The organism is Streptomyces sp. NPDC031379 (assembly GCF_055569615.1).
The window spans coordinates 168,339-195,144 of sequence record NZ_JBVIIT010000009.1 but is presented as its reverse complement, the minus strand read 5'-3'; the positions used below and the strand labels follow the sequence as shown (position 1 = coordinate 195,144).

16 protein-coding genes and 1 pseudogene are annotated in these 26,806 nt (G+C 70.8%); 7 read left to right on the top strand and 10 right to left on the bottom strand.

Annotated elements, in window-relative coordinates; translation table 11 throughout:
* Positions 1-75: 75 nt before the first annotated feature.
* Positions 76-1,043 (bottom strand): annotated as a pseudogene (locus ACZ5CW_RS15720) (SDR family NAD(P)-dependent oxidoreductase).
* Between the two features lie 491 nt (positions 1,044-1,534).
* Between ACZ5CW_RS15720 and ACZ5CW_RS15715 the strand changes: the two are divergent.
* A complete protein-coding gene (locus ACZ5CW_RS15715; protein ID WP_468601450.1) occupies positions 1,535-2,935 on the top strand; it encodes a DUF7507 domain-containing protein in 1,401 nt (466 codons plus the stop codon).
* A 217-nt stretch (positions 2,936-3,152) separates the two neighbouring features.
* On the opposite strand, the gene ACZ5CW_RS15710 is transcribed toward ACZ5CW_RS15715, so the two are convergent.
* The 5 genes from ACZ5CW_RS15710 to ACZ5CW_RS15690 form a co-directional block, all read right to left on the bottom strand.
* A complete protein-coding gene (locus tag ACZ5CW_RS15710) occupies positions 3,153-3,932 on the bottom strand; it encodes a class I SAM-dependent methyltransferase (RefSeq protein ID WP_468601448.1) in 780 nt (259 codons plus the stop codon).
* Between the two features lie 42 nt (positions 3,933-3,974).
* Positions 3,975-4,877, bottom strand: a complete 903-nt coding sequence (locus tag ACZ5CW_RS15705; RefSeq protein ID WP_468601446.1) for a serine peptidase — start codon at positions 4,875-4,877, stop codon at positions 3,975-3,977.
* A complete protein-coding gene (locus tag ACZ5CW_RS15700; RefSeq protein ID WP_468601444.1) occupies positions 4,874-9,286 on the bottom strand; it encodes a hypothetical protein in 4,413 nt (1,470 codons plus the stop codon). Before ACZ5CW_RS15700 ends, ACZ5CW_RS15705 begins: the two co-directional genes overlap by 4 nt.
* 117 nt (positions 9,287-9,403) lie before the next feature.
* Complete coding sequence (locus tag ACZ5CW_RS15695) at positions 9,404-10,687, bottom strand: NAD(P)/FAD-dependent oxidoreductase (RefSeq protein WP_468601442.1); 1,284 nt, start codon at positions 10,685-10,687, stop codon at positions 9,404-9,406.
* A gap of 207 nt (positions 10,688-10,894) precedes the next feature.
* Positions 10,895-11,668, bottom strand: coding sequence for an alpha/beta hydrolase (locus ACZ5CW_RS15690; protein WP_468601440.1), 774 nt, complete (start codon positions 11,666-11,668; stop codon positions 10,895-10,897).
* 607 nt (positions 11,669-12,275) lie between these two features.
* On the opposite strand from ACZ5CW_RS15690, the gene ACZ5CW_RS15685 reads away from it, so the two are divergent.
* Positions 12,276-13,142, top strand: coding sequence for an AraC family transcriptional regulator (locus tag ACZ5CW_RS15685; protein ID WP_468601438.1), 867 nt, complete (start codon positions 12,276-12,278; stop codon positions 13,140-13,142).
* A gap of 116 nt (positions 13,143-13,258) precedes the next feature.
* On the opposite strand, the gene ACZ5CW_RS15680 is transcribed toward ACZ5CW_RS15685, so the two are convergent.
* Positions 13,259-13,750: an FBP domain-containing protein gene (locus ACZ5CW_RS15680; RefSeq protein ID WP_468601436.1), complete on the bottom strand. Its 492-nt coding sequence runs from the start codon at positions 13,748-13,750 to the stop codon at positions 13,259-13,261.
* Between the two features lie 71 nt (positions 13,751-13,821).
* Between ACZ5CW_RS15680 and ACZ5CW_RS15675 the strand changes: the two genes are divergently transcribed.
* Both ACZ5CW_RS15675 and ACZ5CW_RS15670 read left to right on the top strand, forming a co-directional pair.
* Positions 13,822-14,391 (top strand): TetR/AcrR family transcriptional regulator, encoded by a 570-nt coding sequence (locus tag ACZ5CW_RS15675; RefSeq protein ID WP_468601434.1) that lies wholly within the window; start codon positions 13,822-13,824, stop codon positions 14,389-14,391.
* Between the two features lie 96 nt (positions 14,392-14,487).
* The gene (locus ACZ5CW_RS15670; protein ID WP_468601432.1) at positions 14,488-15,666 is read left to right on the top strand and encodes a GDSL-type esterase/lipase family protein; all 1,179 of its coding nucleotides are present in this window, start codon (positions 14,488-14,490) and stop codon (positions 15,664-15,666) included.
* Between the two features lie 169 nt (positions 15,667-15,835).
* On the opposite strand, the gene ACZ5CW_RS15665 is transcribed toward ACZ5CW_RS15670, so the two are convergent.
* Positions 15,836-16,771, bottom strand: a complete 936-nt coding sequence (locus ACZ5CW_RS15665) for a LysR family transcriptional regulator (RefSeq protein WP_468601430.1) — start codon at positions 16,769-16,771, stop codon at positions 15,836-15,838.
* A gap of 132 nt (positions 16,772-16,903) precedes the next feature.
* Here ACZ5CW_RS15665 and ACZ5CW_RS15660 point away from each other — a divergent pair, with 132 nt between their 5' ends.
* A complete protein-coding gene (locus tag ACZ5CW_RS15660; protein WP_468601428.1) occupies positions 16,904-18,172 on the top strand; it encodes an MFS transporter in 1,269 nt (422 codons plus the stop codon).
* A gap of 53 nt (positions 18,173-18,225) precedes the next feature.
* Here the strand turns inward: ACZ5CW_RS15660 and ACZ5CW_RS15655 are convergent, their stop codons facing one another.
* Positions 18,226-19,434, bottom strand: a complete 1,209-nt coding sequence (locus ACZ5CW_RS15655) for a hypothetical protein (protein WP_468601426.1) — start codon at positions 19,432-19,434, stop codon at positions 18,226-18,228.
* A gap of 529 nt (positions 19,435-19,963) precedes the next feature.
* Here ACZ5CW_RS15655 and ACZ5CW_RS15650 point away from each other — a divergent pair.
* Complete coding sequence (locus ACZ5CW_RS15650; protein WP_468601424.1) at positions 19,964-20,401, top strand: VOC family protein; 438 nt, start codon at positions 19,964-19,966, stop codon at positions 20,399-20,401.
* A gap of 94 nt (positions 20,402-20,495) precedes the next feature.
* On the opposite strand, the gene ACZ5CW_RS15645 is transcribed toward ACZ5CW_RS15650, so the two are convergent.
* Positions 20,496-21,512, bottom strand: a complete 1,017-nt coding sequence (locus ACZ5CW_RS15645; protein ID WP_468601422.1) for a LacI family DNA-binding transcriptional regulator — start codon at positions 21,510-21,512, stop codon at positions 20,496-20,498.
* Between the two features lie 555 nt (positions 21,513-22,067).
* Here ACZ5CW_RS15645 and ACZ5CW_RS15640 point away from each other — a divergent pair.
* Entirely contained in the window at positions 22,068-26,342 is a 4,275-nt protein-coding gene (locus tag ACZ5CW_RS15640; RefSeq protein WP_468601420.1) for a discoidin domain-containing protein, read from the top strand.
* Positions 26,343-26,806 lie beyond the last annotated feature (464 nt).

Genomic DNA, 26,806 nt, shown 5'->3' with positions numbered 1-26,806 from the left:
CGAGCGAGATCTTCGGGTTGTGTCCCCGTACGGGGACACAAGCCGGTAGGACACCGGGCGTGACGCGCAGGCAACTCACCGACGGGTAGTGGCGGTTGGAAAGCCGAGGTGCGGATCGGTGCCGGCCAGCTCACCGCTGACGGCCCACAGGTGAGCGGCGACGGCCAGGTCGGCCATGTGAGAGGGGATGGGCTCACGCCGCGGTCTGCCACGCAGGCCGAAGACCCTCGGCCCCCACAGTTGCCCTCCCTGCACCTCCGAGTCGAGGACGGCACGGACGACGGGCCATGCTCCGGCGTCCTTGCCCTGCACCAAGAGCGCGGAGGGCAAGGCGCGCAGCCGCTCGCCGGGGGTTGTCACGCCTACCGGCGGGCGGGACGGGGTGAGGGAGTCCAGCGCGCCGCCGGGGTGGGCCACCACACTGAGCACCGTGCTGCCGACGGCACGCAGGCGGCGATCGAGTTCGAAGCCGAAGCACATCTGCGCCAGCTTCGATCGGCCGTAGGTCCGCTTGGGCCGGTAGTCCTGGGTCGACTGCAGATCGCCGAGGTCCAGTCGCTCGGACCGCGCCGCGAAGCTTCCCACCGTCACGATGCGGCCCGCCGGCGCCGCGGACAGCAGGGGGCCAGCCACTGGGTCAGCGCGAAGTGGCCGAGGTGATTGGTGCCGAACATCAGCTCGTGGCCGTCCTCGGTCTCTCGGCGCGGCGGGTCGTCGAGCGCGACACCCGCGTTGTGGACCACCGCGTCGAGATGATCGAGGTCCAGCCTGTCTACGGCGGTCTTCAGGGACGACAGGTCGGCGAGGTCCAGTTGAAGGTGCCGCACACGCGCGCCGGGGACGCGCGAGCGGATCGAGGCCATGGCGGCGTCGGCCTTCGCTCGGTCCCGGCTGCCGAGTATGACGACGGCGTCGGTGGCGGCGAGCTGCTCCGCGGCAAAGTAGCCGATCCCGGCGTTACCCCCGGTGACCAGGAAGATCCCGCCCTCGGCAGACGGCAGCCGGTGAACGTCCCACGGTCGGCTCTGGGATGCGGAAGACACGATGACAGGCTCCTTGCGCTCTGCGGCAGCGTGCTCATGGGGAGCACCCACCCGCCCAAGGTCGCAACCTCCACCGACATACCACCGACATACCACCGACAGCTCACGCTCACCGCCGACAGATGCCGAAGCAGCATCGCGCAGTCACCGTTCCGTGAGCGTCAACCTCGCCAGGAGCTGATTCACCCTGCGCAAGGGTGAGCGCTCGAGTCGCAGTGGGGGCATCCGGCCATGACAGGTCTGGCTGGAGTGTGCTGAGGGGCGTGTGTGGCGGGAGTGGCGCGGCGCCGGTGTCCCAGGTGCCGGGGGGCGCGGAATGTCCCCCCGCGGGTCGCACAAACCCGCCGCGCGGGGTTGGCCGGACCCACCGCCTGTCACTTTACGCGTTCACTCGATTGCGCTGTGCTACCGGGCGTTCGGCATCGCCACGCCGCGCAGAGGCGCGACCGGTCGGCCGAGCATTTCTCAGCGTCGATCCGAGGGGAAGAACCATGGCCACACCTCCTGCTGCTCCGCTCCGAGTCGCCCTGGCCAACGGCAGCTTCGAAGCGCCCCCCGTGACCAATGTGGAGATCCTGCCGGACGCTTCGCAGACGCAGGCGTCCAAGCGGGTCCCGGGCTGGCTCACCACCGCGTCCGACCACAGGATCGAACTGTGGCATTCGGGCTTCCAGGGGGTGCCGGCAGCCGATGGCGCCCAGTTCGCCGAACTCAACGCCAATGAGGTCTCCACGCTCTACCAGGACCTGCCGACCACCCCCGGTACGAAGCTGTACTGGCGGCTGTATCACCGTGGCCGCCTGGGGGATGACACCATGGCGCTGGACATCGGCGCGCCGGGCTCCGCGGTGGAGCAGAGGCGCTTCACCGACGGCAACACCGCGTGGGGTTACTACACCGGCACCTACACCGTCCCGGCAGGCCAGACGCTGACACGCTTCGCCTTCCGTTCCATCTCCGCCGCCGGCGGCAACCGCGGCGTCGGCAACTTCCTGGACGGCATCTTCTTCGGCACCGCTGCCTACGTGGTGCTCGCCAAGACCGCTGTTCCCGCAGGGCCGCTGGAGGTGGGCGACGTGGTCACCTACCGCATCACCGCCAAGAACGAGGGCGGCGGCGGGGCCGAGAACCTCATCCTGACCGACGTCATCCCGCAGGGCACGACGTATCTGCCCGGTTCCCTGCGAATCGTCGACGGCCCGAATGCCGGAGCGAAGAGCGACGCGCAAGGTGACGACCAGGCGTACTACGACTCCGGGGCGAACAGGGTCGTCTTCCATCTCGGCAACGGCGCTACCGCCGTGGAGGGAGGCAGCCTGCCCAGCACCGAGACCGTGCCCGCGGGGACCACGGTGGAGTACCGGGTCACCATCGACCGGGCCAGCGGCGGCAAGCAGATCAGCAACACCACGACCGCCTCCTACGAGAACCGGCTCGGCGGCACCCCGGAGCCCTTGACGTCCACCTCCAACGAGCAGGTCACCCAGGTCAAACCGGCTGCCGACCTGACCGTGGCGAAGGCAGCCGACGCCACCACCGTCACCGTCGGCCAGACGGTGACCTACCGCATCACCGTCCACAACGCCGGCCCGAACGACGCCACCGGCGTCACCGTCACCGACCAGCTCCCCGACGGCCTCACCTTCCTGTCCGCCGACGGCCCCGGAAGCCACGACCCGGCCACCGGGCAGTGGGCCGTGGGAGACCTGGCCGACGGCGCCACCACCACCCTCGTGCTGCGGGCCAAGGCCACCAAGGCCGGCCTGATCACCAACACCGCCACCGCCGCCGGCGACGAAAAGGACCCCGACACCACCAACAACACCGACACCGTCAGCGTCTGCGTCGAACCGGCACCCTCCTGCTGCGACCCTTGCTCCGCCCAGAAGTAGCCCCCGGGCACCTGCCGGGCGGGCTGACCGACAGCACGCCCGGCACGCCCCCGGTGCTCCGGGGTCGCGGTTGGTCGCGGCAAACAGCGCGAGGCCTTCCGTTCGGCAAACGCACGAACTCAGCGAGACCAACCACGTCCAGGGCAAGATCGTTCTCACTCCCCCGTGCTCTGTCAACGGGAAGTCGCCGGGTCAGCGCGGTCTGTGACGTGAAGCTTCACAGCCGCCGCACGCGCAGCACCCCGGTCAGCATCGGGAGAGTGAACTCGCCGTGGGCGGTCTCCGGTCTGCCGGCGAGAAATGCGCGGATCCGGTTCAACGTGGCTTCTTGTTCCTGTTCCGGCATGACGAGCACCCCCGCGCGCGTCGCGATGGTCGCGACGAGAGAGTCGGCGGTGCGGCGCTGCCCGTGCGGGAACTCTGCCTGCTCCGGCGAGCCGAACCGGGCGGCCTCGCCGGTCTTGGGAAGGTGCATGTCGGCCGTCTCGGCGCGCCAACTGCCGGGCGTGTCACGGGGGCCGATGGCCGCGCTTCCGCTGACCCGCACGAGCCCGGCAACCCACTCGACATGGTCGTCCATGAGGTTCCACAGGCCGGCCAGGATGCCGCTGGGCGCGAGGACCCTGGCGATCTCGGGTCCCGCGACGGCCATGTCGAACCAATGCATGGCGTTGCCGGCCAGCACTGCATCGACCGAAGCGTCCGGCAGCGGTATCGCCTCGGCACTACCCGGCAGGGCACGGACATCGGGCAGTGAGCGGCGCAGTTCGGTCAGCATCCCCGGGTCGGGTTCGACTGCGATGACTTCGGCGCCCAGTGCGACCAGCGTGGCGGTCAGCTTGCCGGTCCCGGCGCCGAGGTCGAGCACGCGCGGGCCGGGCGCGGGTTCAAGCGCCCAGCCCACCGCGGCCTGCGTGTAGTCCGGGCGGTGCTCGGCGTATGCGACCGCCGCCGCGCCGAACGACGAGGCGTGAAGCAGCCGTTCCTCCTGATCCACAGGGTGACGCTATCGGTGCTGCCCTTGGTCGGCTACCCCGCCTCAGGTGCCGAGGTAGGGGGCGATGGTGGCGGCTGTGGTCGCGGACTGCAGGTAGTTCGTGGCGTGGTGGAAGCGGAAAAGGGGGCTGATGACCGTGGTGTGGTCCAGGGCGATTCCGTCGAAGTGCCGGCCGAGTCGGGGTGGGACGGCGACGGGGTCGCCGGGGTCGGCGATGTTGATCCAGCGCGTCCTGCCGGGCAAGCGCGCTCCTTGGGATCGCGGTTGTGGTGCGGAGCCGGTGGGCCGTGGCGCGGGGATGAGGCGTTCGAAGACCGCGCGGGGCAGCGCCAGGGGCGAGCCCAGGGTGAGGAAGAGGTCGGGCTGGAGTTCCGGGTGGGCGTGCAGGGCCTCGTAGGCGACGACGGAGCCGAGCGAGTGGGCGATGACGATGCGCGGTCGGTGCCGGTCTATCCGGGCGGCGACCTCTTCGCGGACCGCTGTTCGTTCGGGGGCGTGCTCGGTCCGCAGGTACGCGGCGACCTCGGGGAACAGCATGTGCAGGAACACCCGCAGAGGTCCCTCGGCCAGGTCGAACTTGCGCGCCACCCAGGCCGAAAGCGCCCGCAGCGGCACGGTGGCGTGCCCCTGCGACACCTCGTCGGGAACACCTAACTCCTGCGCCCACGCGACGAGCATCTGCTGCGCGAGTCCGTCGGTCAGGAAGTCTCCTTCCTGGGCGCCCTGGGCCGGCGGGGCGGTGAGGAGCCTGTCGGCGTAGTAGGCGAAGTCGAGGTCGATCCGGTGCGGGGAGACGCTGAGGCCGTCTGCCAGTTGCTGTGTCCATGCGGCGGCTTTCAGCGCTCGGAGTTCTTCCGTGCGGGTGCTGGAGAGGTCGGCGCCGAAGCTGTTGCCGACGCCGTGGACGGCGACGATCCGGAGGGGCGGAGTGGCGGGGCTCGTCAACTGCGCCTGCCTTTCGGGGCTGCGAGGCTGAAGACGGCGACCTCGTGGCCGAATCCGACGATGACGTCGGCGTCCAGGGTAACGGCTATGTCCTGCACGGACGCGGGGCAGTGAAACGTGGTCCGGGTGGTGCCGGTGGTCAGGTCCCATACCCGCACCGACTTGTCCTCGCTGCCCGTGACGGCGTGGGGGCGCCCCTCCAGCTCCACCACCGCCACGCCCACGACACGGCCGGTATGGCCGGTCAGTAGTCGAGTCTGCATGCCGGCGGCCAGGTCCCACACCCGCACCGACTTGTCCTCGCTGCCCGTGACGGCGTGGGGGCGCCCCTCCAGCTCCACCACCGCCACGCCCACAACTCGGTCGGTATGGCCGGTCAGCTGTCGGGTCTGCCTGCCCGTGGTCAGGTCCCACACCAGCAGCGACCCTCTCAGGTTGCCGACGACGGCGTGGGGGCGGCCCTCCAGTTCCGCCACCGCGACCGCCTGCACGCCGGTGGAGTGATCGCTCCCGGTCAGCTGCTGTGTCTGTATGCCGGTGGTCAGGTCCCACACCCGCAGCGACCCGCTGTCGCCGCCGGTGACGGCGTGAGGGCGGCCCTCCAGCTCCACCGCAGCCACCGCCATCACCCAGTCGGTGTGACCGGTCAGCTGCTTGGTCTGGATGCCGGTACTCAGGTCCCACACCCTCACCAACCCCTCGATACCGCCGGTGAGGGCATGCGAGCGGCCGTCCAGCTCCACCACCGCCAGCGCTCGCGCCAAGTCGGGGTCGGTCAGCTCACAGGTCCGGGTGCCGGTGGCCAAGTCCCACACCAGCACGGACCCGCCGATACTGGCGGTGACGGCATGAGGACGCCCTTCCAGCTCCGCCACCGCCACCGCCCGCACCGTGGCGGTGTGGCCGGTGAGTTCACCGGTCCGGGTGCCGGTGGCCAGGTCCCACACCCGCACCGATCCGTCCTCGCTGCCGGTGACGGCATGGGGACGCCCTTCCCACTTCGTCATCGCCACCGCCCGGACCTCGCCGGTGTGACCGGTCAGCTCACCGGTCAGGGAGCCGGTGGCCAGGTCCCACACGCACACCGTCCCGTCCGACCTGCCGGTGACGACGTGAGGGCGGCCTTCCAGTTCCGCCACCGCCGCGGCCGACACACCACTGGCGTACCTGGTCAACTGGCGGGTCTGGTTTCCGGAGGCCAGGTCCCACAGCCGTAGTGGCGCGCCGCTACCGCCCGTCACGGCGTGGGGGCGGCCTTCCAACTCCACCACGGCCACCGCCAGCACCCAGCCGATGACGCTGTTCAGCCGGCGGGTCTCGGTGCCGGTGGCCAGGTCCCACACCCGCACCCACGTGTCCTCACTGCCGGTGACGGCCTGGGTGCGCCCCTCCACCTCCGTCACCGCCACCGCCACAGCTCGCTCGGTATGGCCGGTCAGCTCGCCGGTCTGGGTGCCGGTGGTCAGGTCCCACACCCGCACCGTCTTGTCGAAGCCGGCGGTGACGGCGTGGGGGCGGCCGTCCAGCTCCGCCACCGCCACCACCATCACCCAGCCGGCGTGGCCGATCAGCTGGTGCGTCTGGGTGCCGGTAGTCAGGTCCCACACCCTGACCGACCCGTCGGTACCGCCCGTGACGGCATGAGGACGGCCCTCCAGCTCCACCGCCGCCACTGCCATCACGATGCCGAAGTGGCCGGTCAGCTCGCCGGTCTGGGTGCCGGTGGTCAGGTCCCACACGCGCACCGACCCGTCGGCGCTGCTGGTGACGGCGTGAGGACGGCCCCTCAGCCCCGCCACCGCCACCGCCTCCACCGCGTGGGTGTGGCCGGTCAGGGTGCGGGTCAGTGCCGTGGACACCTGGCCGCCCGTCGCCCAGCGCACCTGCCATTCCGCATCGCCCGGTAGCTCGGCCTGCAGCAGCGCGTTGCGAAAGCGTGCCGCGTCCACCGCCAGGAGCTGACGGCGTGCCGTGGGCGGCAGGGCGTGGTGGATGCCCCAGGATGCCCGGTACACCGCGGCGTTGAGCCTGGCCTGCTCGGAGCGGGCGTGGCGGAGGGCGTCCGCGAGGGTGTGGGGGTCGGCGTGCTGGAGGTAGTCGCCGTCGTCGAGGAGTTCGTCCAGGCGCCCGGCGCTGACGGCATGCTGCGCGGTGTGTCGCAGCAGGTAGGGGTCGGCCAGTTGCCATTGCTTGCGGCCCGCGGTGTCTTGGGGCACGCAGGCCAGGAGCCGCTCGTACAGCTGTCCTGCCGGATCGGGCGGGGGTGCTGTCTCGGGGGGATTTTGCGTGTAGGGCGAAGTTCCCGGGGCGCAGAGCCAGTCGGCGAGGCTTTCGTGGAAGAGCCGGTAGAGGGTGGCACCGTCGTCGTCGACGTCGCGGCGCAGGTAGAAGCGGGCTTCGCCGTCCAGCAGCGCGTACAGGTCCGGCAGGGGCAGCGGGGTGATGCTGTGGGCGGATGTGGTGAAGGCCGTGGTGGCGTACGCCAGGACGCTTTCCGGCATGCCCCGGCCCTGGGCGAAGGCGAGGGCCGTCAGCACAGGCCGCAGCAGAGGCTGGTCCCGGTGGCGTTGCAGGTCGAGTTCCAGGAGGGCGGGCAGGCTGCGGGGTACGGCCCGGCCCAGCGCGGCGGCCTCCTCGGGGGTGCCGGGGAGTGGGCTGGTGAGGAGGTAGTGGGCGTAGAGCCCGGCGGTCAGGAACTCGCCCCACTGCAGGGTGTCGGTGCCCTGGGCCGGTCTGCCGCTGTGGCCTGGCGCGGTGAGTGTGTCGGCGATCGCCCTGGCCAGGGCGTCGCGGGCCGGCCGCAGGGCACCTGCGGCGTAGGGTCCGTCGGCCGCGAGGAGCTGTTTGACGTAGTCGGCCACGTCCCGGCGGACGGCCTCGGGCTCGATGGCGCTCAGGTCCGTACACCCTCCGGTGTCCCGGGCCAGTGCCAGCAGGCCGTGAGACCGCTCGTCGTCGCGGGTGCCGACCAGCAGCCGGAGTCGACTGCCCGGCCTGTCTGCCTGGCGGGCGAGGGGGAGCAGCAGGGCGGTGGTGACGTCCTGGGGCCGCAGGGCCTCGTCGAGGGCGTCGACGACCAGGGTGACCGGCCTGTCGTCATCGGAGAGCAGGCCCAGCAGGTGGTCCGCCGGACCACCCGCGGCCTGCTCACCCGCCTCGCTCGCGACACCGCTCCCGTCCCGGCCGTGGATGTGCCGCAGCTGGCGGGCGAAGGAGTTGACGACGTCGTCCAGGGCCAGGCGGCGTGCGTGGACCACCGCGAGCCGGTCGTTCTCACCCGGAGCCCGGTCGCCCAGGCCCGCCCACAGGGGTCTGGTGTGCCGGCGCAGGGCCGGGTGTGCGGCGCAGACCAGGACGCCGAGCAGCGCTGACTTCCCTGCGCCGGGCTTGCCCGTCACCACCCGCAGCCCCGGGGCCGCCTCCTCGTCGTCGAGCCAGTCGGCGAGGCTGGCCAGTTGTGCGCCTCGGCCGCTGAAGTAGCCCTCGGCCCAGTCGCGGTGCACCGGCTCGGCACCGCCGGCGCGCCGGATGAAGTGCAGCGGGTCCGCGGCCCAGTCCGTCAGCCGGGTGATCTCCGGCGGCAGGCCCGAGGCCACGGCTGAGGAGCCACGCTCGGGGGCGTAGGAGGGGTTGGGGAAGAACGGCAGGTGGGACAGGTCGGCATGCCCGGGGACGAGGCTGGTCAGGATCGCCTGTGGCAGGCCGCCGGACCGGGCGGCCAGGTCGTTGACCGTACGTTCGATGTCCCTCCAGACCGTCTGCGGCGGGATGTACCGCACGGACGGATCGAAGCGCACCTCCAAGTCACGGTACTTCTCGAGGACTTGTACGAGGGCCCGGCTCAGGCGGTAGCCGAACGCCTTCTGTCCGGGCCCGCTCGCGGCCAGCACCCATGCCCTGCGCCGGTCGACATCCATGCGCGCGTGCCAGGCGGTCACCGCGGCCTCGCCCGCATAGCAGACGTCGAACACGAAGAGTGTCATCGGCCGATGCCACTGCGGGTGGTCCTCGATCAGCTCGATCCACGCGCCCACCGGCCGGCTCAGGCGCTGTCCGTCGCTGTCCAGGACGTACAGCTTCTCGCTGCCGCCCTCGGCCAGCTCGCCGTGCCCGACGATGTGCACGATCAGCACATCGACGTCCTCGGCCACCACCGCCGCCTCGACCAGCCCCCCGTGCCCGGCCCCGCCCACCGACACGATGGGCGGGAACGGCTCGTACCCGAACCCCGTCAGGATCTGCGCGACCCTCCCGGCGTGAACGGGAGCCTCCTCCAGCACGTCCAGTCCCGCCCGTGGAGAATCACCGTCCGTGTCGCGTGTCAGCGCGATCCCCAACGACACCACCGCGTGCCGCGGCGCCCCGCCCGCATTCCCCACCGGCCGTCCACCCGCCGCCAACTCCCGCATCGGCCCTTCCCCGTTCAGCTCTCACCCCGATCAGTGGTCCGGCACCGACGCTAGACACATCGGGCCGTCCCTGTGACCGCATCGTCAAGAACGCGAGTGGAGGGGGAGGGGAGCCGGTCATGACTCCGTGCGGGGCAGGTGCGCGGTTGGTCCAGCCGCCCGGCGATGCCTGATGTTGACGGCCGAAGCCTTGGCCAGCGCCCCGGGGTTCAAGAATCGCAGCGGACCGATCAGGCGGGAGGCGAACAGATGCATGTGCCGCGCCACCGACTCATCGCGCGCCGCCGCCGAGAACATCAGCCGCTCCAAGGGGTTGAACGGACGGCCCTTGGCGAAGTCGGCGGCCAGATACTGGTGGCCGCGCAGCCGGCGCCGGTGGCCGCGTGCGTACACCTCGAGCGACCTGTCGAGGTCGCCCCGGCCGGTCGCGGCCGGGGCGACCGCCTCCGCCAGCCATTGCGCGGACTGCAGGGCCCACCCGCATCCCACTCCCCACAGGGGGTCGCCGGTCAGGGCGGCGTCGCCGATCAGCGCGACGCCCGGTGCGGTCGGCTCGCGGGTGAGAAGCGGGTAGTTGACCGCGCCGGTGATCTTCGTGATGCGCTCGGCGGAGTCGATCGGCGGTGCGTCGGGAAGGGCGCGGACGTATTCGAGGAAGCTGCCCTCCAGGTCTTCCCGGAAGGCCGGCAGCCGCTTCTTTTCCGGGAGCACGGCGATGACCGTCACCCCGTCGTCGTTCGGGAACGCGTACGCCATGTCGGGCTCGAGGAACCAGGCGTGACCGATCCCGCCGTGCAGCGGAAGATTGCGGAAGTGGGCGAGATAGCCGAACCGCGCGTTCTCGTGCAGCCGGGCGGGCACGCCGGCGAGCTTCGCCACGGCCGAGTCCTTGCCGTCGGCGCCGACCACCAGGCGGGCCCGGATCTCGCGCTCGCCCTGTGGTGTCGACGCGCGCACCCCCACGGTTCGCCCGGCTTCCCGGACCAGCCCGGTCACCTGGTGCCCGAGGAGCAGATCGACACCAGGGGTCTTCGCCGCATGGGACCTGATCAACGGGTCGAGGGTGCTGCGCCGGATGTTGTACGCGTACGGCAGCTCGGGTCCCGTCGGCGCGGCCCTGGGCTCGATCCATCCCCAACGGGTGTACCAGCGGGCCTCGTTGCGGACGGCTCCCGCCTTCTCGAGAGCGGGGACGAGGCCGAGTTCGTCCAGCACGGGGTAGGCGTTCGCCGTGATGGAGTGGGTGCACAGCACCTTGTACGCCTCGGGGTCCGAGCGGCGTTCCAGCAGTGCGACGCGGGCACCGCGTCGAGCGAGCAAGGTCGCCGCGGCGCTGCCGGCGAGGCTGGCTCCGCTGATGACGACGTCGTAGTCGTGTCCCGCGCTCTCAGGCTTGGTCATGCGCTGATCGCCCCCTTCGGGGTGTGGTGCCGTTCGTGGGAGTGGTGCAGAGCCACTGCTGTCAGGAGCATGACCGTTTGTCAAGAGTGGTGGATCGGGTGATGGATCAGGCTGGGGTGGGCGGACCGGCCGCACCGTGGAGGAACCGCTCCGGCGCGGGGTGCTCGCGTCCGCGGTTCGCGCGGCGGCCGTGCCGGGCCGTGCGGACTATGCGCCGGTGCGGGACCGGAGCGAGGCGTGCAGGTGCCTGGCCACGTGGTCGACGGACTCCCTGACGGTCGGCCCGTCGTCGTAGAAGTCGAACTGGCTGCGGCCCTCGAGCCAGACCGTCCGCATCGGGGTGCGCATTCGGGTGGCGAAGCGGCGGATGCTCTCAGGGATGGCCGCGGTCTCGCTGTGCACGGACAGAGTGGGGACGGTGATGCGGTCGGCGGCGGTGGCGGGCTCGAAGGCGAGCCACTCGGCCCAGGCCATCACCGCGAACCGGTTGCCGTACTGCGGGACACCGCCCCGTGCCGGGTCGAGGTAGTAGGCGAGCGGGCCGTACATCGCGGCCGTCGGGTCGGTGTCGCTGACGGCAGGCACGTACCGGACCTCGCCGGTCTCCTCGTAGTGCGCGAGGGCCTTTTGCCCGGCTGCGAGGCGGCTCTGGAAGGCTCCCTCACCGCCGAGGGCCGCTATGGCGAGTTCCTCGTCCTGCAGGCCCGCCGCGACCATGGCGAGGGATCTCACGCGGGGATCGCCCGCGGCGTGGACCGCGGCGAAGGCGCCGCCGGCGCAGATGCCGAGCGAACCGATGCGTCCGGGGTCGACGCCGGCCGTGCCGGTCAGGAAGGTCACCGCGTGCCGGAGGTCCTCGTTCTTCCGGGACGGGGACTCCAGGTCGCGGGGGACGCCGCCGGACTCGCCGTAGCCGGTGAAGTCGAAGGCCAGCGCGACGATGCCGTGGGCCGCCAGGCGTTCGGCGTACTCCCCCGCCATCTGTTCCCCCAACTGGTCCAGGAGCCGGAGACGACGGCGGCGGGCAGGTCACCGGCGGCGTCGTGGGGCCGGAAGAGCAGCCCGGCGAGGGTGACGCCGTCGGCGTCGAAGGTCACGTGTTCCACGGTCATCGGGCGTCCTCCGGAGGGTGCGTCGGGCAGGTGGTGGCGGCGGGGACACCGGCGAAGCGGTCCCCGGTCCAGGCGAGGATCTCGGGCATCGACCCGTCGTCGATGCCGGTGCTGCCGCCCCAGGTGCTTCATGCTCTCCCTCATGCTCGGCGCAGCGAGCGCCCTGATGCAGCGGGGCGAGGCGCCGGGCGGCCGCCGACGAGCAAGGCGACTACCGGTTCAGCCCCGATGACCGAGCCGTGAACAGGGTGCTTCTCGAGCACTGCTGCTGCTCGGCAGCGGAATTCCAGTACGGGTGCCACCACAGCCGTACGGACAGGCGCAGCACTCGGCGGCGCAAAGCGGTGGTGTCACGAGGGCGGGGTGCGGCGAGCGCGTCGTGCGCTCCCCCAACCCGACCGCGCCGGGCACAGGATGTCGGGTCCGGCAGGGTGGTGCCTTCCTAACGTGAGTGATCGAAAGGGAAGGAGACCGGGATGCTGGAGCGGCTGAATCAGGCCATGGAGCACATCGAGTCGCATCTCGATCAGCCGATCGACGTGGCCGAACTCGCCCGCATCGCAGTGACGTCGGAGTATCACTTCCGTCGGCTGTTCTCTGCGTTGGCAGGCGTCCCGCTGTCGGAGTACATCCGCCGCAGGCGGCTGACCGTGGCGGGCGCCGAGGTGCTCGCCGGTGAGCGGACGCTGCTGGACGTAGCCACGCGCTACGGCTACAGCTCGGGAGAAGCCTTTGCCCGTGCGTTTCGCGCCGTCCACGGTGTGGGTCCGGGCGAGGCCCGGCGCACCGGTGCGGCTCTGCACTCCCAGCCCCGGATGTCCTTCCGACTCATCGTCGAAGGGAGCAGCAGTATGCGATACAGGATCGTGGACAAGGGGGAGTTCCGGGTCGTCGGCAAGAAGGCCCGTGTCCCGCTCGTCCATGAGGGGGTCAATCCGGCGATCGCCGAGTTCGTCCGGGGCATCGGACCCGAGGCACTGGGACGTATCACGGCGCTGTCCGACCAGGAGCCGGCGGGGATCGTCGGGGTGAGCGACCAGCTCGATCCGAGCCGGGCGGAGGGGACCGAACTCGACTACTACCACGGCGTGGTGACGTGCGCTGAAGCGCCTGACGACATGGACGCGCTTGCCGTCCCGGCCGGGACGTGGGCCGTCTTCGAGAACTCCGGCCCGTTCCCGCGGGCGCTTCAGCACCTCTGGCGGGATGTGTTCACGCAGTGGTTCCCGTCGAACCCGTATGAGAGCAGGCCGGGACCCGAGATCCTGCGGGTGCGCCTGTCGCAGGACGGGGCACAGGCGGACGCGGCGCTGTGGATTCCCGTGGCACGATCCACCGCCTGAGCGGACGTCGACCAGCACAGACGGCTTGGCGACGGCGGGGGTGACGTGTTCGTCCCCGTCGTCCGGGTCGATGTGTCCCCGTCACCGGTCAGGTGTGACGGGCGGAGCCGATCGCCTCATTCGGTGACCCTGGTGATGAACGCCGTGAGGTTCGCGACGGTCCGCCGGATCTTCTCCTCCAAGGTGAGCGACTCGGGGAGGCGTGCGCCGATGCCCGCGTCCTTCTTGCCCCGTACGTACAGCGGACAGGCGAGGTCGCTGCACATGTAGGCGCCCACGGAGTTGCCCTGCTGCCCGGCCTTGCCGGCTTTCGCGGCGACCATGAGGGAGACGCCTCCGGTGTGGGTGGTCAAGCACATCGAGCACATACTGCGCCGCGTCTGCCAGGAGGTGGCACCGGAGCCGCGCAGTGCGAGCGCCGTCGGGCGGCCGCCCAGCTCGGTGACGAGGTAGGCCCGGTCGGGGGCCTGAGGGTCCCGCCAGCCGAGGAAGTCCAGGTCGTCCCACGGCCGCTCGGCCAGGTCGTGGGGGACGGACAGACGCTTGGCCTCACCCTTGGTGCAGTTCACGAAGGCGGCGCGGATCTCCCGCTCGGTCAGTGCTCTCATGAGCGGCAGGCTAATTTGCCTAAACTCTTTAGGCAAATGCATGATGGTTGTCGCTGGATAGGAGGAAGGTTATGGTGAGAGCAGGCCTGACCCCGGAGCGGCTGACTGTGGCGGGGGCGGAACTGGCCGACGAGGTCGGCTTCGACCAGGTGACCGTCTCGGCACTCGCCCGGCGGTTCGACGTCAAGGTCGCGAGTCTGTACTCGCACCTGAAGAACTCCCAGGAACTCAAGACCAGGATCGCCCTGTTCGCCCTGGAGGAACTCGCCGACCGGGTCGCCGACGCCCTGGCCGGGCGCGCCGGCAAGGACGCCCTGGCCGCCTTCGCGGACGCCTACCGCGACTACGCCCGGGAGCATCCCGGCCGCTACGCCGCCGCACGGCTCCGGCTCGATCCCGAGACGGCGGCCGCCAGTGCCGGCGTACGGCACGCACAGATGACGCGGGCGATCCTGCGCGGCTACGACCTGACGGAGCCGGACCAGACACACGCGGTCCGGATGCTGGGCAGCGTCTTCCACGGCTACGTCAGCCTGGAGCTGGCCGGAGGCTTCGAGCACAGCCTCCCCGACGCGCAGGAGTCCTGGGCCTGGATCGTGGACTCCCTCGACGCTCTGCTACGGAACCGGGCCACACCCTGACCGGCAGCGGTCCGCACCCTCGAAGGCGGTCCGATGCGCCGCGCACCGGCCGGCGCACAGGGACCATCCGGAAGTACCGATCGACGAGCTGAGGCAATGGACAGCGGACACGACCTGATCACCACTCCTGTCACCGTGGACATCCTGCGCGGTTTCCTCGATGTGGAAGCGACCGCGCACGGTCTGCTGCCGCATCGGCTGCCCGTTCGGGCGCGCCGGCAGATCCCGGACGACCGACTGGCCGTGGCCGAGGCCCAGCCCTCCGGCGTGCGACTGGTCTTCCGCACCCGGGCCACCACCATCGAGCTGGACACACTGCCCACCAAGCGGGTCTACCGAGGGTTCCCGGCCCCGGCGGACGGCGTGTACGACCTGCTGGTCGATGGCCGTCTCGCCGCCCAGGCGACGGTGGCCGGCGGCAACGTACAGACGATCACCGACATGGTCACCCAGTCCTCCGAGCTGACGGAGGGCCCGGCCGGCACCGCCCGGTTCACCGGTCTGCCGGCGGGCGACAAGGACGTCGAGATCTGGCTTCCGCACACGGAGATCACCGAGTTGATCGCCTTGCGCACCGACGCCCCCGTCGAGCGGGCACCGGAGAGCGGGCGCAGGGTGTGGCTGCACCACGGCAGTTCCATCAGCCACGGCTCGAACGCCACACATCCGACCGCCATCTGGCCGGCCCTGGCAGCTCTCCGGGGCGGAGTGGATCTGGTCAACCTGGGGTTCGGTGGCAGCGCGCTGCTGGACCCGTTCACCGCCCGTGCGATGCGGGACGCTCCCGCGGACCTGATCAGCGTCAAGGCCGGCATCAATGTCGTCAACGGCGACGTCATGCGCCTGCGCGCCTTCACCCCGGCGGTCCACGGCTTCCTCGACACCATCCGCGAGGGTCATCCGACCACGCCTCTGCTGGTCGTGTCCCCCCTCCTGTGCCCGGTCCAGGAGGACACTCCCGGCCCTCTCGCGCCCGACTTCGACGGCGGCACCCTGCGGTTCAAGGCGACGGGCGATCCGGCCGAACGCGCCGCCGGGCGCCTGACGCTCAATGTCATCCGTGACGAACTCGCCCAAATCGTCGAACAGCGGGCGCCCGACGACCCGAACCTGCACTACCTCGACGGCCGTGACCTGTACGGCGAGAGGGACCATGCGGAATTCCCGCTGCCCGACGCGGTCCACCCCGATCCGGCAGGACACCGCCGCATCGCCGAGAACTTCGGGCGGCTCGCGTTCGGCGAGGGCGGCCCCTTCGCCCTCGTGAGCGACTGAGCGACTGAGCGACTGACCAGGATCACGGTCGCACGGACCGTGATCGGCACCGGCACGAGAGCGCAGGGTGGATGGGGCCGCGCCGGCGCGCCGCCTCCGCGGACCGGCCACTTCGCCGCCGCCCGCATCGACTCGACGGCGCACACGATGACCGCGGACGCGGCGGTGTTCAGCGCGGAGTCACCCAGCCCGGCACCCAGGTCCCGGCGGCGTCGTGGCCGGCCGTCGTGGCGGCGAGGTGGGCACGGAGGGTGGCCAGCGCGGGGTGGGGGTTGTCGCGGTGCCAGAGCAGCGAGTGCGGATAGACGGGTGTCGGGTCGGTGACCGGGATACGGCGCAGGCCGTGCCCGGCGGGCCAGACGAGCCGGGTGTCCCCGCCCATGAAGGTGGCCAGGGCCGGGGTGTCGGCGACGGTGTCGAGGAGTGCGTCGGAGCCGAAGTTGGGGCCGGTCGCCTCGATGGTGAGGCCGAACTCGGCGACGAGGTCGTCGTAGTAGGCGGCCCACTCGGTACCGGGGACGATGCCCGGCATCCAGATCCGGTGCCCGGCGAGCTGGGCGACGGTCACCGACCGGGCACCCGCCAGGGCGTGGGCGGGGCCGGTGAGCAGCTGGAGCGGCTCGTCGAGCACCCGGACGGACTCGATGTCCTCGGGAAGGGGCCGCCCGGGCATGGCTACGGCCCGGAAGGACGCGTCGATCGTGCCGGACCGGATGGCGGCGACGGCCGTCTCGATCTCGAACAGCATCACCACGTCGAGGTCGATCTCCGGGTGCGCGCGGTGGAAGCCGCGCATCAGGCCCGAGGCCGCGCCACGCGAGGCGATCACGTCGACGCGCAGGGGACGGCGGCCGGTGCGCACGGACGCGACCGCCCGGTCGGCGACGCGCAGCAGCTCGCGCGCGTGGGGAAGGAACGCCTGCCCGTCGATGGTGAGTTCGGCGCCGCGGGGGGTGCGGGTGAACAGCCGCACGCCGAGGTTGCGTTCCAGGGCGGCGATGCGTTTGGAGACGGCCTGCTGGGTGACCGCCAGCTCGGCGGCGGCCTCCTGGAACCGCCCCGCGTCGGCGGCGGCGACGAAGGTCCGGACGGCGTCGAGATCCATGCCGACACCTTACGGCTACAACCGTTGGTTGTGGCCGACGGGACTGTGGTTGTTTGATCCCTGGTCACGGCACCCGCTTTGATGCTGCCGATCGCGGATGGGTTGTACAGGCGAGCGGCGAGGGGGTCGGGCATGCGGCACGGGCAGCGACGGGGACATCTGCTCGGACACCGGCTGGGGCGGCGGTTCGGGTGGCTCTGGGCAGCGTACGGGACGAGCACGCTCGGCACCTGGCTCGCCTTCGGCGCGTTCCCGCTGATCGCCATCCAGGCGCTGCACGCCGGACCGGCCGAGGTCGCCGCGCTGTCCTCCGTGGGGGCTGCGGTGGGCGCGGCCGTGGCGGTGCCGCTCGGCCCGTGGGTGGAGTTCCGCCGCAAGCGGCCGGTGCTGATCGCGATGGACCTGGTGCGGTTCGCGGCGCTGCTGACGATCCCCACCGCGTTCGCGCTCGGCGTGCTCACCTTCCTGCAGCTCCTGCTGGTCTCGGTTGTCGTCGCGGCGGCCGACATCACCTTCCGCGCCGCGTCCGGCGCGTACCTGAAGACGCTGCTGCCGGCCGAGGACCTGCTCGTCGCCAACGCCCGGTTCGAGTCCACGGCCTGGACGACCACGATCGTCGGACCGCCGCTGGGCGGCGCGGCCATCGGGCTCCTCGGTCCGGTGGCGACGGTGGTGGCCGACGCGGTCAGCTACCTGCTCTCGGCCCTGGGCATCCGCGCGACGGGCGGGCACGAGCCGCGGCCCGAGCCCCGGGAGGCCGCGCGCATGCGGGCCGGGGACCTGCTCGACGGCTGGCGGTACATCCTCGCCGACGCGACGCTGCGTCCGCTGTTCCTCAACACCGCCTTGTTCAACGGCCTGGTGATGGCCGCGCAGCCGCTGCTGGCCGTCCTGATGCTCGGCCGGCTCGGGTTCGCACCGTGGCAGTACGGCCTCGCCTTCGCCGCGCCCTCGATCGGCGGGCTGGTCGGCTCGCGGCTGGCCCGACCGCTCGTCACCCGGTACGGGCAGCACCAGGTCCTGGTCGTGGCCGGGGCGCTGCGCGCGCTCTGGCCCATCGGCCTGGCCTTCCTGGGGCCGGGCACCGGAGGGCTGCTCCTGGTGACGGGCGTCGAACTCGGGCTCATCTTCTGCTGCGGGGTCTTCAACCCCGTGTACACCACCTACCGCCTCGAGCGCACCGCGACCGACCGGGTCACCCGCACACTGACCGCCTGGGCGGTGACGACCAAGGCCTCGACCGCGCTCCTGACGGCCGTCTGGGGCGTGCTGGGCGGCCTGCTCGGCCCGCGTACGGCCATCGGCCTGGCCGGCGTACTCCTGCTGGCGACCCCGCTGCTGCTCCCCCGCCGCACGGCAGCGCGTCCCTCCGATGCGGAGCCGGCACCGAGCCGCGCGTGACGGGCCGTCGGAGGCGCGGCGAACCGTGGCGCACGTGCGTCCGGAGCCTCGGATCACCGGTTCCACAAGCGGCGCTTGCCCGGACCTCCGGTCCTGTCCCGTCGTGGCAGGGACAAGCCTGTCGAGATCAACCGCTCCCGCTGTTCGTCCGTGCGGTTCCTGGCCCCGTAGGCGACGCGCTGGAGTCTGTCCTCCTGACCTGTCTCGCGCAGGAGCTTGATCAGCAGGATCAGTTCGACCAAGGGAGCGTGTTCGCCGGCTGCGCGGAGCAGGCCGTCCGCTTCCCAGACGCGTCTGGGACCGCCCTGTGCCACCTTGTCCCCGGCAAGGCTGAGGACTTCCCCTGCCGGGCGGTACAAGGCGATGGCGTTCAACAAGCGCTCGTTCTCCCGGGGGCGGCCGGTGTAGAACTTCATGGACAGATCCGCCAGGTCGTCCCGGGAGGCCGTTCGGGCGTACTGGACGATCAGGTCGTCCGCCGCCGCTTCTCTGTCCTGGTCGCGAAGAGTGATGATCGCTTCTGCCGTCTGGGCGGCCGTACCCGGGACGACCACCGACGCCGCCGGGACGGGCTCGCGACGCTGCCACAGCTCGATCTCCTTGCCCGTGGCCTTCACCATCGTCTCGACATGAGAGGTCTCCTCCTGCATGAGGCGGAGCAAGGCTTCGTGCTGGCGGACGAGGTCTTCCAGGGCGGCGATGCGCCGATTCGTCTCCTCGCGTTCTTCCGTCAGCTCGCGTCGCTCATGGCGGGCCTGATCGGCCATACCGCTGAGGTCCCTCTCCAGATCAGCGAGATGCTGCCTTTCCTCGGTCAGTCCCTGGCGCAGCTGCGAAAGCTCGTCAGCTGTCCGGGTCCGCTGGCTGCCCAGTTCCTCGAGAGCCGCTTCGAGCCTGACCTCCCTGGCCATCAGCGGACCCTTGGCCTGTGCCGCTGCGAAGGCCAGCTCTCGCCCCTCGTGCACGGCGCTGTCGTCGTAGGGCCGCCCCGTGCGCCGGGACAGCATGCGGTGCATGCGGGAGATCAAGGAGAGCCGCGGCAAGGCCTTGCCGCCCAGATACCGCGAAAGCTGGAAAACGCTGACCGGCTCGCCGGGATCCTCCTCGGTGAGAGCCGCAGCCAGTTCCTTGGAACTCATCCCCAACCGGGCGTAGAGATCGCGGAGGTAGAGAGCCAGTTTCTCCTCAGCCGGCTCGAGCCCGGTGAGTCTCGCCAGACCTCGCGGCCGGCCGGTCGGCTTCTGTGACGGCGTCAGCGACACGCGTCCCTCCTTGGCGTCAACGAGGCACCGTGCGACGGCGCGCCCTCACATTGCGGTGTGTTGCAACTCCTGATGGAGGCAGTTTGCTGGTCTCGGCCGATCACCCGGCCCATCATCGGACCGATCACCCGAAAGGGAGCACGCCATGTCCGTCTCCTCCCACAAGACGCCTACACCGCCCCGGCCTTTTCTGGAGATCCGATGCGGTGGTGTCCGACTCGTTGTCCAGCGCGTGCCGTACGGGCTGATCACGCTGGCCACTACAGTGACGGGCATCCTCGCCGGAGGCTTCTGGCCGCGCTAGCGGGCGCAGCAAGTCGTGGTACCGGCGGGCGAGTTCGGCGAGCAGGCCGGCTTGGGCGAGCGGGCCTGCCTGGGCGAGCAGCGGCGGCAGGAGGCCGGCGGCGGCCTGGGGCGGCCGGCCTGTCACGGCAGGGCGAGAACATCTCCTGCCCCGTGATCTCGGCACGCCGACTCCCCGCGGAACATCCTGTCATCAAAGATGGCGGGCGTGTGACAGCATCGCCCCATGACGCACTCCTGGCCCGGTCACCTCGACGTCGGAGCGGTCCGCTTCGCCCGCCCGACCGCGAAGTACGACGACGTTCTCGTCTTCTACCGCGATGTCCTCGGCCTGCCGGTACTCGCCCAATGGCGCGGCCACCAGGGTTACGACGGCGTCGTCCTCGGCCTGCCGGGCACCCCGGTGCACATGGAACTGCTGCAGCACGGCGACCCGCCCCGCGTCCCCGAACCGCACCCGGAGAACCAGCTGGTCCTCTACCTGCGCGGCCCCGAAGCCGTTGCCGTCGCCGCCCGGCGGCTCACCGAGCACGGGCACAGCCCGGTCCCCTCCGCGAACCCCTACTGGCCAGAACACGGCGCCGTCCTCTTCGAGGACCCGGACGGCTGGCACGTCGTACTGGCGCCCTGGGTCTTCGGCGAAGAGCCCCCGCCGGTGAGCTGAGTGAGCTGAGTGCGGGGCCGGGCGTCGGCGTACCGGCGGGCGGGTGGCGTCTCGGTGAGGACGTCTGCCCGGATCCGAGCGGGTGTCGGCGTCTTCAGTGGAGGCGACGGGCCTGTCCGGTGGAGCTGCGCACCACGAGTTCCGGTTCGAAGAGGAGTTCCTCCGGTGTCACGGCGCCGCCGGCGATCTGGGCGGTGAGCAGTTCGACGGCGGCTCGGCCCATGGCCTCGATGGGTTGGCGCACGGTGGTCAGGGCGGGTTCCGTGCAGTTCATGAACGCCGAGTCGTCGTATCCGACGATCGAGATGTCGGCGGGCACCTGGAGGCCGCGGCGGCGTGCTGCCCGTACGGCGCCGAGCGCTATCGGGTCGCTCGCGCAGATGACGCCGGTGACGCCCCGGTCGAGCAGGCGGGCGGTCGCCGCCTGGCCGCCTTCCAGGGAGAACATCGCTCGCACCACGTGTTCGTCGGGAAGTTCGCCGCCGGCTGCCTGTGCCAGGGCGCGGGCCGTGGCGAGCTTGCGCTGCGAGGGGATGTGGTCGGTGGGGCCGAGGGCGAGCCCGATGCGTCGATGGCCGAGCGATGCCAGGTGACGCCAGGCCTGTTCCATGGCGACGCTGTCGTCGCACGAGACGGCGGGGAAACCCAGGTCGCCGATGGCGGCGTTGATGAGAACGACCGGGATCTTGCGGTCTGCCAGTACCTCGTAGTGGTCGTGCGGGGCACTCGCCTGGGCGTACAGACCGCCGCCGGCGAAGACGACGCCGGAGACCTGCTGCTGCAGCAGCAGGTCGACGTAGTCCGCCTCCGAGACGCCGCCCTTGGTCTGCGTGCACAGCACCGGGGTCAGCCCCTGCTGGGCCAGAGCGCCGCCGATCACCTCGGCGAACGCCGGGAAGATGGGGTTCTGCAGCTCGGGCAGGACCAGGCCGACGAGCCGGGCGCGTTCGCCGCGCAGCTGGGTGGGGCGCTCGTAGCCGAGGACGTCGAGGGCCGTCAGCACCGCCTGCCGGGTGGCGTCCGAGACCCCTGGCTTGCCGTTGAGCACCCGGCTGACCGTGGCCTCGCTGACACCGACCTTGGCGGCTACCTGTGCAAGTCGTCGCGTCATGACGCAAGGTTAACGCAAAAAACTTACAGCACTTGCACAGTGGCGACATTGTGTGGTGCCGGAGACGGCAGTGCCGGGAGACGCGCGCTTCCGTGACGCCCCGGAGCGGCCGCCGACCGCCCTCCGGAGGAGCGGGCCGGGCAGCGCACCCGCGGGATATCAGGAGGGGGCGAGCGTCGGCGTCCCGTGCGCGCCGCCCTCTCCGTACCGTGCCGACCAGCCCCTTCGCCGGGCCGGAACCCGGCTGAGGCTTCTCGGCGAACGGGGAGCGCCTGTGGCCGGTGAAACTCGTGCTGTCACAACCGTGGACGAACTCACGATCGCTCTGCAATATTGCGATGAATCAATGCAAGAAGTCACGTGCAAGCTGCACTTTGTGCGCGACACCAGTGGCGCATGGACGGCCGGCTTCTGTCAGTAACGGAGGAAGCCGGTGCAGCCGTGCGCCGTAGGACGGTCCCAGCCTCCTCTCGTGACGCGCCACCGCTCTTCCCGAACCGAGCCGCCCTCACGTGGCCCCTTGGGGTGCGTGAGCCTCCGCAGGGAGTGACCCGCATGACTCGATACAAACCGATCCGCTGGAGACGGCGCACGGCCACCGCCGCGCTGGCCTCCACCGTCCTGGTGCTCGGGCTGCCGGCCCTTGACGCGCACGCGGCCGGCGGCCCCGACGCCGCCGCCGGCGCCACGGCAAGGGCGGGCAGCACCCTCGGCACGCACGCTGCCGCCCACGTGAGCGACGGCGACCTCGGCACCTACTGGCAGGCTTCGGACAAGTCGGCGCAGTGGGTGCAGACCGACCTCGGAAAGTCCGAGCGCGTCCGCCAGGTCGTGCTGCGTCTGCCCGCGCACTGGCAGACCCGCAAGCAGACGCTCGCCCTGCAGGGCAGCGCCGACGGCCAGAGCTTCGCCACGCTCAAGTCGTCGGCGCCGTACGTCTTCAGCCCCGGCAACGGCAACACGGTGAAGATCTCCTTCCCCGCGACCCGCGCGCGCTACGTGAGGGCCGACTTCAGCGGCAACTCGGTCACCGGCACCGCACAGCTGGCCGAGATGCAGGTGCTCACGACCGACGCCTCGACGCCCAACCTCGCGCTCGGCAAGCCGTTCAGCGAGAGCGGGCATGCCGACGTGTACGGCGCGGCCAACGCCGGTGACGGCAACCGCGCGACCTACTGGGAGAGCAGGAACAACGCCTTCCCGCAATGGGTTCAGGTCGATCTCGGCGCCTCGGTCAAGGTCAACCAGGTGACGCTGCGGCTGCCGAGCGGATGGCCGGCCCGCAGCCAGACGCTCAAGCTGCAGGGCTCGACCGACAACCAGAACTTCACCGACCTGACGGCCTCGAAGGCGTACACCTTCGACAGCTCCGACGACCAGTCGGCGACCATCGGCTTCGACACGACCACGACGCGGTACGTGCGCGTGCTCTTCACCGCCAACACCGGCTGGCCCGCCGGCCAGCTGTCCGAACTGGAGGTGTACGGACCGGCGACCGGTGACACCCAGGCGCCCAGCGCGCCGTCCAACCTGAGCTACACCGAGCCGGCCACCGGACAGATCAAGCTGGCATGGAGCGCGGCCGCCGACGACACGGCCGTGACCGGCTACGACATCTACGCCAACGGGCAGCTGCGGGCGAGCGTCGCCGGGAACGTCCTGACCTACACCGACACCCAGCCGGCCGGCAGCGACATCACGTACTTCGTGCGGGCCAAGGACGCCGCGGGCAACGTCTCCGCCAACAGCAACAGCGTCACCCGCAAGGGATCGGGCGGTGACACCCAGGCCCCCACGGCGCCCGGCAACCTCGCCTACACGCAGTCCGGCAGCGACGTGAAGCTCACCTGGCAGGCGTCGAGCGACAACGTCAAAGTCACCGGCTACGACGTCTACGCCGACAACCAGCTCGTCAAGTCCGTGGCGGGCGACGTCACGACGTACACCGACACCCCGCCGTCGACGGCCACCGTCACCTACTACGTGAAGGCGAAGGACGCCGCCGGGAACGTGTCGGTGGCGAGCAACAGCGTCACCCGGACCGGCTCCACCGGTTCCGGCTCCAACCTCGCCGAGGGGAAGCCCGTCGAGGCCTCCTCGTACACCTTCACCTACGTCGCCGCCAACGCCAACGACGGCCGGACCGGCACCTACTGGGAGAGCGCGGGCGGCGCCTACCCGGCCACCCTCACCACCGAGCTGGGTGCCCACGCCGACCTCAGCCAGGTCGTCGTCAAGCTCAACCCGGACGCCGCCTGGGCCACGCGGACGCAGAACATCCAGGTACTCGGCCGTGACCAGGACGCGACGGCCTTCACGAACCTCGCCGCGGCGAAGGACTACACCTTCAACCCGGCAAGCGGCAACACCGTGACCATCCCGGTCTCCGGCTCCGCGGCAGACATCCAGCTCAGGTTCACCGCCAACTCCGGCGCCCCGGGCGCGCAGGTCGCCGAGTTCCAGGTGATCGGCACCCCGGCCGCCAACCCGGACCTCGAGGTCACCGGCATCACCAACACGCCCGCCGCCCCGGTCGAGTCGGACACCATCGGCCTGACGGCGACCGTCACCAACAGCGGCAGCAAGGCGGCCAAGGCCACCGACCTGAACTTCACACTCGGCGGCACGAAGGCCGCGACCGCCGCCGTCCCGGCCCTCGCGGCCGGCGAGTCGACGACGGTCACCGCGAGCATCGGGACCCGGGACGCGGGCAGTTACCCGCTCGGCGCCGAGGTGGACCCGTCGAACAAGGTCATCGAGCAGAACGAGGCGAACAACGCCTTCACCCGCTCCGACGCCCTCGTCGTCAAGCCCGTCTCCAGCTCCGACCTGCTCGCCGCCCCCGTCTCCTGGACGCCCTCCAGCGCATCGGCCGGTGACGAGGTCAAGTTCACCGTCGCGATCAAGAACCAGGGGACGACGGCCTCGGCCTCCGGTGCCCACGGCGTCAGGCTGACGATCCAGGACTCCAAGGGCGCCACCGTCAAGACGCTCACCGGCTCCTACAGCGGCGCCATCGCGGCGGGCCAGACGACCGCACCCGTCGGCCTCGGCTCGTGGACGGCCGCCAACGGCAAGTACACCGTGAAGACGGTCATCGCCGACGACGCCAACGAACTGCCGGTCAAGCGGGCCAACAACACCACCACGCAGCCCCTGTTCGTCGGACGCGGCGCGGACATGCCGTACGACATGTACGAGGCCGAGGACGGCACGGTCGGGGGCGGCGCCAAGGTCGTCGGTCCGAACCGGACCATCGGCGACGTCGCCGGCGAGGCCAGCGGCCGCAAGGCCGTGACCCTGACCGGAACCGGCCAGTACGTCGAGTGGACCACCCGCGCGGCGACCAACACCCTCGTCACCCGCTTCTCCGTCCCGGACGGCACCGACACCACGCTGAACGTCTACGTGGACGGGCAGTTCCTCAAGACGATCGACCTCACCTCGAAGTACGCCTGGCTCTACGGCAACGAGACCTCGCCCGGCAACTCGCCCGGCTCCGGTGCGCCGCGGCACATCTACGACGAGGCGAACCTGCTGCTCGGCAGGACCGTTCCGGCCGGCTCGAAGATCCGGCTGCAGAAGGACGCGGCCAACACCTCCGGCTACGCCATCGACTTCGTCAACACCGAGCAGGCGACGGCCGGCCCGAACCCGGACCCGGCCGCCTACGCGGTCCCGGCCGGCTTCTCGCACCAGGACGTGCAGAACGCGCTCGACAAGGTCCGCATGGACACCACGGGCAAGCTCGTCGGCGTCTACCTGCCCGCCGGTGACTACGAGACCTCCAGCAAGTTCCAGGTCTACGGCAAGGCGGTGAAGGTCGTCGGAGCCGGGCCGTGGTTCACCCGCTTCCACGCACCCTCCTCGCAGGAGAACACCGACGTGGGCTTCCGGGCCGACGCCAGCGCCAAGGGCTCGACGTTCGCCGGCTTCTCCTACTTCGGCAACTACACGTCCCGCATCGACGGCCCGGGCAAGGTGTTCGACTTCTCCAACGTATCCGACATCACCATCGACGACATCTGGGTCGAGCACATGGTGTGCCTCTACTGGGGTGCCAACACCGACAACATGACCATCAAGAACTCCCGCATCCGGGACATGTTCGCCGACGGCATCAACATGACCAACGGCTCGACGGACAACCACGTCGTCAACAACGACGCCCGCGCCACGGGCGACGACAGCTTCGCGCTCTTCTCGGCGATCGACGCAGGCGGCGCCGACGAGAAGAACAACCTCTACGAGAACCTGACGTCGACGCTCACGTGGCGCGCGGCCGGTATCGCCGTCTACGGCGGCTACGACAACACCTTCCGCAACATCCGTGTCGCCGACACCCTGGTCTACTCCGGCATCACGATCTCCTCGCTGGACTTCGGCTACCCGATGAACGGCTTCGGGACGGAGCCCACGACGATCGAGAACGTCTCCCTGGAACGGACCGGCGGCCACTTCTGGGGCTCGCAGGTCTTCCCGGCCATCTGGGCGTTCTCGGCGTCCAAGGTCTTCCAGGGCATCCGGGTCAACGACGTCGACATCGACGACTCCACCTACGGAGGCGTGATGTTCCAGACCAACTACGTCGGCGGCCGGCCGCAGTTCCCGGTCAAGGACACGATCTTCACCGACATCTCCATCACCGGCTCCAAGAAGAGCGGAGACGCGTTCGACGCCAAGTCCGGATTCGGCATCTGGGCCAACGAGTTGCCGGAACCCGGTCAGGGACCGGCTGTCGGCGAAGCCACCTTCCGCAATCTGCGGATGAGCGGCAACGCCGAGGACATCCGCAACAGGACCAGCACCTTCAAGATCAACGTCGAGTAGGGGGCCGCTCGCGCGGGGGCCGCTCTTCGTGAGGGCGGCCCCCGTCGGCTTGCGGTCCGGCCGGCCGGCGGCGAGGTGGCCGAGGAGGGCGGCGCCCATCCGGGAGCGGACGTCGGCGACCACGGGGGTCCTGGTCGGCCTTGGACCGGTTCGAGGCCGCCGAGTCCGAGCCGTGGCGTCGGCCGCTCGACGGCCGTGCGATGCGGGAGCGGTCTGCGGTGGGGCACGTGCCGATGTGTCGCGCCTCGGTCCACTCGGTCCAGGGGTCCCTCCGGCGCCGCTCAGCGCCGGCCGATGACGAGCGCCGACAGCACCAGGCGTCTGAGCACACCGATACAGGTGAGGAGTGGAGCCGCTGCGGCGCTCTGGCGACATGGCCGGTTCTTCGGAGAACCATCCGGGTGCTTCGACAGTGTGGCGCCCGGGCTGGTGCCGCAGCCGTGGGGTGACATGGGAGGGTGACT